Origin of the sequence: Streptomyces sp. NBC_00390 (assembly GCF_036057275.1) — a bacterium.
GTDB lineage: Bacteria > Actinomycetota > Actinomycetes > Streptomycetales > Streptomycetaceae > Streptomyces.
Window position 1 is genome coordinate 4,566,379 of sequence record NZ_CP107945.1, and the last position, 13,833, is coordinate 4,580,211.

General features: G+C 69.5%; 10 protein-coding genes. 5 read left to right on the forward strand and 5 right to left on the reverse strand.

Annotated elements, in window-relative coordinates:
- Positions 1-97 precede the first annotated feature (97 nt).
- Entirely contained in the window at positions 98-1,042 is a 945-nt protein-coding gene (locus tag OHS70_RS20055) for a hypothetical protein (RefSeq protein ID WP_328399164.1), read from the forward strand.
- Between the two features lie 230 nt (positions 1,043-1,272).
- Here the strand turns inward: OHS70_RS20055 and OHS70_RS20060 are convergent, their stop codons facing one another.
- Positions 1,273-3,243 (reverse strand): PAS domain S-box protein, encoded by a 1,971-nt coding sequence (locus OHS70_RS20060; protein WP_328399165.1) that lies wholly within the window; start codon positions 3,241-3,243, stop codon positions 1,273-1,275.
- Between the two features lie 917 nt (positions 3,244-4,160).
- Here OHS70_RS20060 and OHS70_RS20065 point away from each other — a divergent pair.
- Positions 4,161-8,717, forward strand: coding sequence for a polymorphic toxin type 27 domain-containing protein (locus tag OHS70_RS20065; protein WP_443062626.1), 4,557 nt, complete (start codon positions 4,161-4,163; stop codon positions 8,715-8,717).
- Positions 8,718-8,736: 19 nt separating this feature from the next.
- Positions 8,737-9,144, forward strand: coding sequence for a hypothetical protein (locus OHS70_RS20070; RefSeq protein WP_328399166.1), 408 nt, complete (start codon positions 8,737-8,739; stop codon positions 9,142-9,144).
- 299 nt (positions 9,145-9,443) lie between these two features.
- Here the strand turns inward: OHS70_RS20070 and OHS70_RS20075 are convergent, their stop codons facing one another.
- Together OHS70_RS20075 and OHS70_RS20080 are read right to left on the reverse strand one after the other, a co-directional pair.
- Positions 9,444-10,343, reverse strand: a complete 900-nt coding sequence (locus OHS70_RS20075; protein ID WP_328399167.1) for a hypothetical protein — start codon at positions 10,341-10,343, stop codon at positions 9,444-9,446.
- A complete protein-coding gene (locus OHS70_RS20080) occupies positions 10,340-10,858 on the reverse strand; it encodes an RNA polymerase sigma factor (RefSeq protein WP_328399168.1) in 519 nt (172 codons plus the stop codon). Before OHS70_RS20080 ends, OHS70_RS20075 begins: the two co-directional genes overlap by 4 nt.
- Positions 10,859-10,961: 103 nt before the next feature.
- Here OHS70_RS20080 and OHS70_RS20085 point away from each other — a divergent pair, with 103 nt between their 5' ends.
- Positions 10,962-11,903, forward strand: coding sequence for an amidohydrolase family protein (locus OHS70_RS20085; RefSeq protein ID WP_328399169.1), 942 nt, complete (start codon positions 10,962-10,964; stop codon positions 11,901-11,903).
- Between the two features lie 102 nt (positions 11,904-12,005).
- Entirely contained in the window at positions 12,006-12,641 is a 636-nt protein-coding gene (locus tag OHS70_RS20090) for a DUF4232 domain-containing protein (protein ID WP_328399170.1), read from the forward strand.
- On the opposite strand, the gene OHS70_RS20095 is transcribed toward OHS70_RS20090, so the two are convergent.
- Both OHS70_RS20095 and OHS70_RS20100 read right to left on the reverse strand, forming a co-directional pair.
- Positions 12,631-12,912, reverse strand: a complete 282-nt coding sequence (locus tag OHS70_RS20095; protein WP_328399171.1) for a DUF397 domain-containing protein — start codon at positions 12,910-12,912, stop codon at positions 12,631-12,633. The genes OHS70_RS20090 and OHS70_RS20095 overlap by 11 nt on opposite strands.
- Positions 12,893-13,735 carry a helix-turn-helix domain-containing protein gene (locus tag OHS70_RS20100; RefSeq protein WP_328399172.1) on the reverse strand — a complete coding sequence of 281 codons (843 nt, stop codon included), beginning with the start codon at positions 13,733-13,735 and terminating at the stop codon, positions 12,893-12,895. The genes OHS70_RS20095 and OHS70_RS20100 overlap by 20 nt, the downstream gene beginning before the upstream one ends.
- Positions 13,736-13,833: the final 98 nt, after the last annotated feature.

Consider the following 13,833-nt stretch of genomic DNA (forward strand, 5'->3'; position numbering starts at 1 on the left):
CGAAAGGGACGACCTCTGAATCCTCATGTGACCTCGGGCTCGAGGCAGTTGAATGTTCTGGAACGATCAGCTGCCCACGATCCAGGAGGGAAGCCGCGTGACTTTCGGGGGACAGGGACCGTACCGCCCGCCATGGCCACCGAACGGTGGACCGCCACCGCCGTACCGTCCCCACCCGCCGAACGCGTCGCTGTGGCAACGGCTGCGCGAGGACGAGTGGCCGCCGCTGAGGGAAGTACTGGGACACGCACGCAGGCTTCCGGGCTGTGTGTGGGTGCCGGCCCTGTGCTTCGTATGGCCCGCGCTGTTCGTCCTGGTGATGTACCCGCTGGCCCGCTCGGCCCGTATGAAGTCCCGGGCGGTCTTCCCCACGCGCAGCCATCGCGGTGTCCAGGACCCGGACGTGATGCGCATGCAGAAGATCCGGGCCTGGATCGCCCTCGGCGCGTCCTTGGTGATCCTGCTGGCCTACGGTACGTCGGAGGACTGGCAGCAGGCCCAGGACCAGGCGTTCTTCCGGCTGGCGGTCACCCCGTGGCTGCTTCTCCTCACGGCGCCCGCCGTGATCGCGCTCCTGTTCCGCTTCGCGCCGCCGTCGGCCCGGCCGGTGATGCGTGCGCGCCTGCGGCCGGCGGTCCGGACGGTGCTCTGGTACTTCGGGGCCTTCACGGCCGTGCCGATACTGTTCGCGGGCGTGATCTTCCTCAGCAGGACGTTCCAGGGCGAAGCGGCGGGTGCCCTGCTCTCGTTCGCGCTTCTTCTTCCGGTCCTGTGGCTCGTCTTCTTCGTCGGCTTCGCCTCCACGACGGTCGTCCGCACCGCCTTCCACACGGCAGATGTGCACGCTGCCCTCCCGGCGCTGCTCACCGGCGTGCTCGTGTGGGAGCTTGCCGCGGTCAATCTGCTCATGGCCGGCCCGCCTCCCGGTCCGCCCGTGATCCAGCTCTGCGCGCTCATCGGCGGCCCGGCGTCGGTGACGGGCGTGGCATGGTGGGAGATCGGCCGCCTGCGCACCCGGTACGGCGTGACCTTGCGCAGCTGAGCGGGCGACCGTCCGGGGCGTCACGCGCGGCGACCCGAAGCTGCCGGGCCGGCTGCTCGCGGCGTACGGCCGCACCTTCGACCCGGCCGAGCCGCCGGCGTACACGCTGCTGCAGGTGTACAGCAATCTGCGTGGTACCTGCGGGAGTTGCCCGCGCCGCCGCAGCAGAGGCCGGAGTCGCCGGCGCAGTCCTGGTTCGGCACGGCCTGGCCGAGCGGCTGCCCGGCGGGTCACCCGCTCGTCATGGCCAGCGTGAACCAGGTGGTCTTGCCCTGGTCGGTCGGGCGCACGCCCCAGTCCTGCGCCAGTGTGTCGACCAGGACGAGCCCCCGTCCGGACTCGTCGTCGGCGGCGGCGATCCGCGGCTGCGGCGGATGGTGGCTGTGGTCGCTCACCTCGACGGTGAGTTCCGTGCTGTTGTGCCGCACATGCACATGGACCGGTCCCTGGCCGTGCCGGATGGCGTTGGTGACCACCTCGGACACCAGCAGCCGGGCGTCATCGGCGAGCCGGTCGCAGTTCCACGCGACGAGGGCCTTCGTGAGGAACGCCCGTGCCTCCGACACCGAGGACGACACCGCGGGCAGATCCGTGGTGGCCGTGGCGACCGGCGCCGCGGGTAACTGGGTCAGGAGCAGGGTCACATCGTCGTGATGGCTGTCCGTCGACGGCAGCACGGACGTAAGGACCAGGTCCGCGGCGGACTCCAGATCGGACGTGGCGGCGAACGCCTCGTCGAGCGCGGTGACGAGTGCGGCGAGCTGCTCCTCGATGTCGCCTTCCGGTGTCTCTATCAGCCCGTCGGTGAAGAGGATCAGACGGGATCCTGCCGCCACGGAGAGCGTCGTCTGCTGGTGCAGGAAGTCACCGACACCGAGCGGCACGCTCACGGGTGCGTCGAGGGGCCGCACGCCTTCACCTGGTGCGGCGAGCAGCGCGGGCAGATGCCCTGCGGAGCACACGGTCACCTCACCCGCGTCCGGCGCCACGATCAGATAGCAGCAGGTGACCAGCTGGTCCGGCCCGTCGAGTTCGGCGACGATCGCGTCGAGGGACTGCATCAACTGGCGTGGCTGCATACCGGTCTTGGCCAGGGCATGGGCGGCGGAGCGCAGCTGCCCCATGATGGCGGCCGCCTCCAGCCCCCGCCCCATGACATCGCCGATGAGGATGCCGACCCGGCCGGCCCCGAGCGGTACGAGATCGAACCAGTCGCCGCCGACGCCGGCGCCCTGGGTGGCGGGCAGATAGCGGCTGGCCGTGGGCATCCCGGGGACGGCGGGCGGGGTGCCCATCAGGCTGCGTTGCAGGGTGAGGGCGACATGGCGCTGCTGCTCGTACAGGGCGGTGAGCTGGGTCTCGGCTGCTTTTCGTTCGCTGACGTCGCGTACGGCGGCGGAGACGAGGAGTCCGTCGGTGGTTTCGAGGGGGCTGAGGCTGATCTCGACGGGGAACTCGGTGCCGTCTTTGCGTAGTCCGTGGAGTTCGAGTCCGGCGCCCATGGGGCGGACCTGGCGGTTGTGGGTGTAGCCGTTGCGGTGGTGGGCGTGGTGGTCGCGGAATCGGCCGGGTACGAGGATTTCGACGGGGTGGCCGAGGAGTTCTTCGCGGTCGTAGCCGAAGAGGGCTTCGGTCTGGGCGTTGACGAGGCGGATGGTTCCGGTGTCGTCGACGATGACCATGGCGTCGGGCGCGGCCTCCAGCAGGCTACGGAACCGTTCTTCGGCTGCTTTTCGTTCGCTGACGTCGCGTACGGCGGCGGAGACGAGGAGTCCGTCGGTGGTTTCGAGGGGGCTGAGGCTGATCTCGACGGGGAACTCGGTGCCGTCTTTGCGTAGTCCGTGGAGTTCGAGTCCGGCGCCCATGGGGCGGACCTGGCGGTTGTGGATGTAGCCGTTGCGGTGGTGGGCGTGGTGCTCGCGGAATCGGCCGGGTACGAGGATTTCGACGGGGTGGCCGAGGAGTTCTTCGCGGTCGTAGCCGAAGAGGGCTTCGGTCTGGGCGTTGACGAGGCGGATGGTTCCGGTGTCGTCGACGATGACCATGGCGTCGGGCGCGGCCTCCAGCAGGCCGCGGAACCTTTCCTCCGCGGGGCTCGGTGCCTGCTCGTGCCGCGGGGCGGGGACGGGGCACCGGCAGGGTGGCGGACCGTCGGGTCCTGGGTCGGGCTCCGATGAGACTGCGGCGATCGTGCCATCCATACGTGCCTCCCGGACGGATTATGCCGACTGCGGTTTCCACGACTGCGGGTATCCGGACATCTCAGCGCAGCCCGTCCGCGCAGGCACCCGTGAGTCCGATTCTGATCGGCTCTGGCCCAATTGGGGTGCCGTGGGTGCAGTCCTTGCGCTTCTCGGGGCGGAGGGTGATTCCGACGGGCTTGGGAGTTCGACCGCGGCCAGGCCGTGTCTGAAACAGGCCCGGGCGGACGTGGCAGGGCTGATCACGTGGGAGGTCGATGTCGACTCCACGAAGCACGGCCGGCCGCCGTGACATCGGTCGCCCGGCAGGGCGACCGGAGCATGGAGGCGAGCTTCCGGACAGGGGTGACTATCGGCCAGTTTCTGGCCGAGAAGCAGCGCTGAATTCACACTCCCTTCACGGCAGTCACACGGGTAAACCCTGACATGAGCACGGTATTTACGCGCAGCGCGTCGGGACGATCCCCCGAATGCCCCATCGGCATGGGTCTGAGGCACCCAAATAGAGGCTTGCCCAAAGGTGTTGAGCTCTGCCTATGGTGACCGCCGCGCGCGTGGACGGAACCTGACCCTTCCGCCCTGACGCGCGCATCAGTCGGCGGCCGGGGGGCCAGTGCCGCCACGGGGGAGGGCGAACCGTCATGCAGTGCTACCTGCTCACCGCGAAGGCCGACTCGGTCGGCGCCGTTCGCCGCCCCCTTCCTCGCGCCCGGTCGGCCGGCTGACCCGGCGCGCAAGGCTCACACCTCTTGGGGCGGTCGCCCCTCTGCCTGCTCTCGTTCGCTACGAAGGATGCTCTTTTGCGCCCTATATCAGGGTTGTTCAGACCCAGATCACGAAGATCCGCAATATTCACGCCTGTCATCACGTCCGTCGCCGCCCTGGCCGTACTCGGTGGTCTGGCCGTCCAGCCTGACGTGCTCAACAAGCTCACCGGACCGCGCACTGAGGCGGCGGGTGACTCCTACGACTGGTACGAGGACACCGCCTCGGAGGAGCTGCGGCAGGACCAGTGCCTGATGGCCGATGTGCTGCGCCTGGGTGGGCCGGCCATGGCCGCCACCGCGCAGGACGGCCTCAACCAGCCGCAGGACAAGCTCCACGCCCTGGCCGACCGGAAGCACTGGCAGGACACGCCCCTCGCCCAGGCGTACGAGAAGGACAAGGATGCGGCCGGCAAGGAGCTGGACTCTCTCAACGCCCTCCGGAACGGATGGCAGAAGCCCCTCGAAGGGCTGACTACTCCTGGCGGCTTCACCGAAGCCGACTTCCACTGGCCTCCGGGATCGCCGGGTGACGGGAAGAAGGACTTCTACGCCCAGACCGGTCTGACCTCGTGGACCGCCGACCGGTTCTGGAAGAGCGAGAGCGACTTCTACGAAGACTCCACCCCCGAGACCGACGAGGCGACGCTCAAGGCCGTTGACGCCCTGGGCACCCCCCGCTACGGGAAGGACCCCGACCCTGGTCTGCCCGTGGACGAGTGGAACCGGGCCCTCGCCGAGCGTGATGCCTTCAAGTGGCTCCACGGGTTCGCGCTGGAGCCCGCAGGCGCTGACAACGCCCGTGTCTTCCTCTCCTCCGGCGGCTTCCCCCGCACCGCCCCGCAGCCGGGGACCGCGGAGTACCGGATCGCGGTCGAGGACGTGAAGACCCGGTTCGCATCGTGCGCATGGCGTGACCCGATCGACCCGAACAAAGTCATGGGCGGGATCACCGGTACCGCCGCTGCGGAGTGGCAGCAGGAGATCTCCTCCCAGGCCCTGCAGCGCAACCAGCTGCTGAACGCCAACAAGGACGCCACCAAGGCCCTCGCCACCGGCGCGAAAGCGCTCGGGGAGATGCTGGGGCACTCGTGGGTCGTCGATCGCCTCGCCCGCTGGCAGGACTACTGGTCCCCCGGCGGAATCGGCTGGATCGGTGACAGCCCGGCGGTCATCGAGGTGCGCGCCGCGAAGGGCAAGTGCCTCGACGTCGAGGGCGCCAAGAAGACCAACGGCACCCCGGTCCAGGTCTACACGTGCAACGGCTCGTCGGCGCAGCAGTGGACCCTCGAAGGCGACGAACGGGATCTTCACCTGCGGAACGTCAATTCCCAGAAGTGCCTGGACGTGTCGGACGGGAAGGCCGACAACGGCACGAAGATCCAGATCTGGACGTGCCTCAACGTCCCGGCGCAGTCGTGGGAGGCCAACCTGCGGGCCACCACGGCCCTGAAGAACGTGGGCACGGGCAAGTGCCTGGACCTGCACACGTTCGACAACAGCCAGAACTCGTGGCTGTGGACGTGCAACGGCACCGGCCCGCAGCAGTTCACCATCAAGCCGTCCGGCCACAAGGGCACCGACAGCTTGTCCTATCCGACGAAGGCCCAGTTCGACAAGGCGAAGAAGGGCATCACCGACGCCCAGGCGGCGGCGAAGAAGCAGCTCGCCGTCCTCAAGGCGCAGGCCGCGGCAGCGAAGACGGCCGCCGGCACCACCGACACCGCCGAGAAGGCCGCCTACGCCATCGCGGACGGCAACGGCGCGCCCCGTGGCCGCGGCCTGCTGGTCGGCCAGCAGAAGGCACAGGTCACCAAGGGTTCCGCCGCCGCCCTTGAGGCGATGGTGAAAGCCGGCGAGACCGCCGAGGCCGCCACCCGCGCATCCGGCGGCGACAGCCAGACGATCGCCCAGCGTGCGCTGGCCCAGGCCGCCCAGGTCAAGGCCGAGTTCCGCAAGGAGGCAGCACACACTGCCGAGTTGCAGGCGAAGGCCGCGGCTGACGCGGCCAAGCTGCACCGCGACAACGCGAAGAAGGACAAGGAGACCGCAGAGGCCAAGCTCGCCGTCGCGCTGAAGGCGGAAGGGGAAGCGAAGGCGGCCGCCGCCGACGCGCATGCCAAGCGGCTGGCTGCTGAGGCGGAGGAGAAGACTGCCAAGGCGGAGAAGGAGACCGCCGCCGCCAAACAGGCCGAGGCCAACCAGCACAAGCAGAACGCCCAGGCCGAAGCCGGCAAGGCGCAGGAGGCCAAGGACAAGGCCGAGGCCGCCGAGGCCACCGCGGTCGAGCGGAAGAACGGCGCGATCCAGGCCCGCGACAACGCCAGGGCCAAGCGGGACGACGCCTGGGACGCCGAGCAGAAGGCGGATGCCGCTCGCGCCAAGGCCGACGCGAAGGGCGCTTACGCCGACTCCCTGGAGGCAGGTTCCGAGGCTGACGCCGCACGTACCGCCGCCAACGAGGCGGACAGGCATGCGGACGACGCGGAAGCGGCCGCAGGCCGTGCCCGCACCGCGGCCAACGCCGCGACGCAGGCGGCCGCTGAGGCGGATGCCGCGGCCACCCGCGCCGAGGCGGCCGCCAAGCGGTCCCGTGCGAACGCGGATGCCGCCCAGGCCGCCAAGCTGAAGGCCGACGCCGCGGTGCGGACCGCGACCAGCGCTGCCGCCGACGCCATCAAGGCGTCCGAGCACGCCTCGGAAGAGGCCAAGACGGCCGTCAAGATGGCGAAGGAAGCGGAGAAGCTGGCCAAGACCGCCAAGACCCAGGCGGACGAGGCGAGCAAGGAGGCCGGCAAGGCCCTCGTGGCTTCGGCGAAGGCCGCGGGCTTCGCCCACGTCACCGCGCAGGCCGCGGTCGACGCCGGCAACGCCGCTGCCCAGGTCGCCAAGCCCGCCAACGACGCGATCCAGCTCGGCTCCCCGTATGTCACCACCGACTCGGCCGCGAGCCTGGTCGTGCTGACCGGGCAGGCGTCGAAGTCGATCGCGGATCAGCAGAAGGCCGTCGCCGACGCCCACGCCAAGAACGCGCAGGCCGAGGCCGCAGCCGCCAAGAACCTGGCCGACCAGGCGTCCGGCGACGCGAAGATCGCCTACCAGCACGCGGCCAACGCCGCCGCACACGCGGCGACCGCCCGCACCTACTCCAAGGAGGCCCTCGGCTACGCGGCCGACGCCGCCGCAGCCGCATCGAAGGCCTCGCAGTCCCTGGCCCGCACCATCGAGTACGACCGCCAGGCAACCGAAGACGCCGACGCCGCCGACAAGGCCGCGGGCCGTGCGGAAGGCTATGCCAAGGAGGCCCGCAGCTCCGCCGACCAGGCCGCGCTCGACGCCCAAGCCGCACGCGACGCCGCAGCCACCGCAGAACAGGCAGCCAAGGACGCACGGGCGGCCGCCGACCGCGCCGACGCCGCAGCCACCGAAGCCGAACAAGCTGCCAAGGACGCGGCCAAGTACGCCAAGGAAGCCCAAGAAGCCGCCGACCGGGCCGAGAAGGCTTCCAAAGCGAAGCAGATCGACACCGGAACCGTCGTCGACGAGACCGGTGGCTCCATCGGCAACATGTTCTACGTCATCGACCACATCGAGAACATCGGCGAACCCCAAACCGTAAAGAAGACGGCCGGCTGCGACGGCTTGATCGACAAGCTCTTCTACCGGGGCGACTGCACGATGACCGTGAAGATCCGGTACAAGGCCTTCCTCGACCTGTACCTGTGCACCGCACAGGTCCTGGACCCGTCGAAGTCCACGTGTCCCTCCAGTGAGACGTTGTATCTGGGTCAGCACCCGACGGACGAGCTGTCCCAAGAGGTCACGCACACCATCACGATCGCCGAATACCAGGCGGGCGTCGATCCGGTGGACATCCTTTTCGGGAGCTGGATCAAGTGCGCCCAGAAACTCGCCCCGGGCGGTGAGAACGGAAGCTGGGGCGGATGTGCCTGGGCAGCCGTGGACGTCGCGGCACTGTTCGCAGGCAAGATCCTCAGGCCCATCGCCGACGCCGTCACGGCAATGGACGCCGCCGCGAGGACCGGCATCGGCTTCATCGACGCGTGGGCGGCCCTGCGCACCGTCCGGTTGTCCGAGGTCGCCGTCGCGGGCATCGCCAGCAAGATCATGCAGAAGGTGTTCGAGAAGTGCGAGGCAGCCGCGCCGAAGGCGCTGCCAGCCGCCGGCGCTCGGGCGTTCGCTGCTCAGGGCACGCCTGAGAAGTGCCTCGAGGAGATACAAAAGATCCTCAAGGGCCTGGTGAAGGACGGGGACCACGTCGTCCTCGGCATCAACCCCCGCGCGGACAAACTGGCGAAGGAGATCGGCGCCAAAACGTTCAACAACGGTGCCTACGGCACGAACCTGCCACGGGAGATGGGGATGGGCGAGCGTCCGATCTGGACGGTCGGAGTCGAAATGACGGTGTCCAACCCCAACGTGCGGCTGACGGTCTCACTGGACGGCGTCGCCGGCGCCGCCAACGCCGACGACGCGCTCAGGCTGCTCCTGGAGCGGGGTGAGACGATCAAGGGCAGCGACTGGGCGGTGATCACGAAAGACGGCTACGGCACCGCGTGGGAGATGATAAAACTGCGCACCGCGGTCAGGCTCGGCGACCGTAAGTGGACGTCGATCAAGTGGCAGATGGGCGGCAAGGAGGTCTTCCCCGAGCGCTTCAAGCTGCCCAACGGGGAGCCGGTGCCGTGATCAAGAAAGGGCTTCGGGCATGACCGATTTCATCCGTACCGGGAGGCTGTTCCGTGTGCACGGGTTCACCACGTCCCACCGGCAGCTCTTCCTGCAGAGCGAAGCGACGCTGATCGACGGGACCTCGACCCACATCGAGGTGCATGTCGGCCACGTGAGGCTGATGCTCCTGCAGCCCTACTACGACAACGGCCTGCACATCAGGCGCGCCAGCCCGGAGGAGTTCGCGGTGCTGGCGGAGCGGCACGGGCTGGAGCCCGACGAAGCGGCCTACACCTGGATGCTGGATCCTGACGGCGACAGCTTCGTGGTCGGTAGCCCCCCGGACTGGCGCGAGGCGGAGTACGCGCTGATGGGCGACCGGGAGTCGCTGTACGCCGGGCCCTGGCCGCCGGACTTCCCGGCGGATTCAGGGAACCTCTTCTGACGCCTCGGCGCTGAGGACACACAAAGTGAGGGCGGCACCCGTATCACGGGCGCCGCCCTCAGCTTGTCACTCATGGTCCAGCATCGAACGCGAGGGCAAGCGCGCTCTGTGACTGCCCTTCAGGTCGGATGCATGGTCCGCCGCATCCTGGCTCGTGAGTATTCCGTGCGGGGCCGCCCAGCGGCAGCAACGGCTGTGGGTCGCACCCCAACAAGGTGCGGTCCACAGCCTTTCTGCGGCCGGAAAGTCTGCAGCGTCGGCCAGGCCGTGTCTTGGAACTCCCGCCCGGGCGGACGGCGCTAGTTCTCAAGCACGACCTGGTGGACGGTGCGGAGGTACGTGGAGAGGGTGGCCACGCTCGGGTACTTCTCCGCCTCGCGGGACGGCGGGTCGTCGTCGCGGCCGTGGCCGATGACCGGGTTGACGACATGGCCGTCGCCCTGGATGTACAGGCCCTGGGAGCAGATCAGCCGGTAGTACGGCCGGTCCCCCTCCAGGACCCGCCTGTCCTCGGCGGTGACCGGCTCACCGGAGCGGATGCGCTCCTCGACGAAGCGTTCGCCCTCCTCCGCCTTGGAGCGCAGGAACCAGACCGAACGGCCCTTGGGCAGCTGGAGCTTCATCCCGTTGACGCCGTCGGCCATCTCGTGGGGCGACCCGGTGAACTCCACCGTGACCCGCTTCCGGAAGCCCTCCGGAAGCGTGCCCGCCACCACCTCCACGGGGCGGATCGTCACGCCGATCATCTGGACGCCGTACGCCCTACGGGTCGGCCGTACGCCGACGACCTCGCCGACCACGACGGCCGACGCGGCGCGGGCCGCCTGCCCGAGGGAGTCGTAGCGCTCGACCTCGTCCGCGAGGCCCGTCGAGCGGAGCCGCTCGAAGAAGGCGGCGTCGGACGGTGACGGGGCCTTCTTCGACGGGGGCCGGTCGCTCGCGACGGGGCGGCCGCCGCCGGAGGAGCCACGGCCGAGCAGCTGCGGACCGGCGACCAGCGCCGCCGTGACCGCGGCGGCCGTTGCGGCCGTTGCGGCGACCACGAGCGTCGTCCGCCGGTGCCGGGGCCGTGGCCGGGGTGCGCGCGGTGCGGCCAGCACGTCCGACAGGATCCGCCGGCCCTCGTCGGTGGCGTGCCAGTCCTCGTACACGGGCGGCCTGGCAGAGCGGATCGCCTCGGTGATGTCGTGGTCGTTCACGGTTGCGCCTCCTTGTGTGCGCTCTCCATCCGCCTGCGCAGTCGCCGGCGCGCCCGGTGCAGCCGGACGGCGTAGGTACCGGGCGAGCAGCCAAGGACCCTGGCAGCCTGGGGGCCGCTCAGGTCGTGCCACACCGCCAGGGTCAGCACCTCCTGGTCCGCGTCCGGCAACGTCCGCAGCGCGGTGATCACTTCCTGCTGCGCGAGCGCGGAGGGGTCGGTGCCGTACATGCCCGACGCCAGGGAGCCGAGCCGCTCGGTCAGCGCCGAGCGCCGGGCCTGCCCGCGCAGCTCGTTGGCGACAAGCTTGCGGGCGGTGGCCAGCAGCCACGGCAGCGCCGGGTCGCGGATCTCGTCGATGCGGCGCCACGCCACCAGAAAGGTCTCCGAGACCATGTCCGGTGCCGACGCCGGGCCCACGCGACGGGCGGCGAAGGCATGGACCTGACCGGCGTGCGCGGCGTACAGCTCCTCCAGCCGCCGCCGCGCGCCCTCATCGCTCCGGTACGTCCCCACCGGCCCCCCTCTCGTGCTCCCACCCCGTAGTTGTCCGGCACCCGGCCCGGTATTACAGGGGCTCCGGTGGACAGCCCATCCGGGCGGCGTGATGCTGGAGACGATGCGCACCGATGTGCACGCCCACCTGTGGAGCGAGGGCTATCTCCGTCTCCTGGAGTCCTACGGTCGCGAGGACACCGCGCCCCAGCGAGGACTCGGAGCCGGTGACAGCCCGGCGGAGCTCGACGCCCGGTTCGCGATGAACGACGCCGCGGGCATCGACCATCAGATCCTGTCCGTCTCCCCGCAGACCCCGTACTTCGCCGCCGAGGCCGAGGCGGTCAGGGCCGCGCGCCTCGCCAACGACCTCTACGCCGACGTCGTACGCGACCGGCCGCGGCGCTTCTCCGCGTTCGCCGCGCTGCCCCTGCCCCATCTGGACGCCTCGCTGGAGGAGTTGGCCCACGCGCTCGACGATCTCGGCATGGCAGGGGTTGGGCTGACCACGTCCGTACTGGGGCGCAGTCTCGGCGACCCCGTCTTCCGCCCGCTGTTCGAGGAGTTGGACCACCGGGGCTCGGTGCTGAGTCTTCATCCGGCGGGGCGCGACGCCGGGTCGCCGCTGATCGCCGAGAACCGCATGCGCTGGATGGTGGGCGCGCCGATGGAGGACACCATCTGCGCGATGCACCTCATGCTCGAGGGCATTCCGCGTCGTTTCCCGAGGCTGCGGATCGTGCATGCGCATCTCGGCGGCGCGCTCCCGATGCTGCTGCCGCGCGCCGACGAGCACATCCCGTGGGAGGCCCCGGACATCGTCGAGATGCCGACCGTCGCCGCCCGGCGCATGTACTACGACACGGTGGCCCACGGCCACGCTCCCGCCGTGCGCGCGGCGGCGGACTCGTACGGCGCCGACCGGCTGATGCTCGGCACCGACTTCCCGTACCAGACGGGGGACGGACTGCGCCGGGCCGTGGACTTCCTGCGTGAAGCGCTGACGCCGGAGGAGGCCGAGGCCGTGCTGAAGGCGGGCGCGGCGCTGCTGCCGGACTCCGGATGACCGTGGTGGATTCGGCAAGGCTTCGTCACCAAGCTGTGAAGGTCCTGCGGGATGCTGGAGTTCACCAGCGCACTCGCGCTGCTCACTCGGGGGAGACACCACATGAGCACCGTACGCAGAGCCGCCGTCGTCCTTGCCGCCGCGTCCGCACTGGCGCTGACCGCCTGTGGGCCCGACGAGCAGATCGCCGAGCCGGCCGGCACTCCGACGCCGGTCGCGAGCCCCTCGAAGTCCGCGACCCCCTCGAAGCCGGCGACGCCGTCCGGCTCCCCGAGCAAGGACTCGTCCGGCGGCGGTGACGGTTCGACGGCCGACCCCGACTACAACGTCTTCCCGTGCAGCACGTTCGACGTGAAGTTCACCGCGACCCGCGCGGAGGCCACCACCAGCAGCTACCTGCTCAAGATCACCAACAAGAGCGGTAAGCCGTGCGACGTGCTGGGCCACCCGATCGTGACCTTCGGCGACCTGGACGGCGCGGCGACCGAGCGGGGGGAGGCCCCCGGCATCGAGGACGAGATCAGGCTCGAGCCGGGCAAGACGGCGTACGCCGGGCTCATGGGCGGAGCGAACGACGGCAAGGGCAGGACCGTCAACTCCATCGCGATGACCATGAACACCGCGTCCGACCTGGAGCAGACGCCGCTCACGGCGTCGACCCCCGGCCTGTACGTCTCGCCCGACAAGAACTCCGTGACCGCCTGGATGGACAACGCGGAGGACGCGCTCAGCCTGTAGTCGGCGTCCCGTTCTTGAGGTCCGCGACGAAGGAGGACCAGGCGGCGGTCCGGAAGGTGAGCTTCGGGCCGTCGGGGTTCTTCGAGTCGCGGACGGGGACGATGTCGGGGTGACCGTCGGCGACTTCGAGGCAGTCGCTGCCGCTGGCTCCGCTGTAGGTCGACTTCCGCCAGGTCGCGACCTCCAGGCAGTCGCCGCCATCCCCGCCGCTGTAGCTGGACTTGTGCCAGATCGCCGTGCTCAGGTCGTACTCAGGGCTGTTGCTCTTCATGCGCGTAATCCTCCGCCGCCGACTCGATCAGGGCCAGAGATTCCTGTGGAGAGAGTGCGCTCGCCGCCAGCAGATCGTAGGTCAGTCCGTGCCGTGCGACAGTGGCCGGGTCGTCCAACAGGTGGCCTGTGCCGGGGCCATCGACATAGGCGAGTGGGGGAGCGTCCGGGAAGGACATCAGCTTGAGTGCGCCGTCCATTGCGGCGTGTGCGCCCACCTTGAAGGGGAGCACTTGCACGATGACCTGGTGAATTTTGACCAGTGCCGCGACGTGTCGTAGTGCCTCCGCCATTACCGCCGGTCCGCCAACGGGGCGACACAGAGCCGCTTCGTCCAGAACCGTCCAAAACAGAGGCGCTGTTGGACCGTTCAACAGCTGTCCGCGTTCAATTCGGGCGGCCACCAGCTCGTCGATGGACTCCTCCGCGGCCGTTGGCCGGTACGCGCGGAACACGGCCCGCGCGTATGTCTCAGCCTGGAGCAAGCCCGGGATCAGCAGGGGCACGTACTGCTTGATCTGCGTCGCAGCCGCTTCTGCTTCCACCGCCTCCGCGAAGTGGTTCGGGTACTTGGACCTGCTGGCGGCCGAACAGTTCCGCGCGAAGAAGCCGTTCGTCTCCAGGATCTCGTCCATCTGTCCCGCGTACTCCGGCTGCATCCGCCGCGTCCCGGCCTCCAACTGGCCGATGAACGAGCCGCTCACGAACAGCGGGCGGCCCAGTTCCTCCTGGGTCAGGCCCGCCTTCTCGCGGGCGTGGCGCAGTTCTGCGCCGAGCAGCGCACGGGGAGAAGTGGACGGATCGAGATCCTTGGGACCGGGCATTGTCAACTCCGGTTAGGACAGATGGGGTTGTTGGGCGTCCGCTACTGGTCAGGCTAGCCGTCCGTCGACCACGCTGTGTAGGGAAAGAGAACACTCAG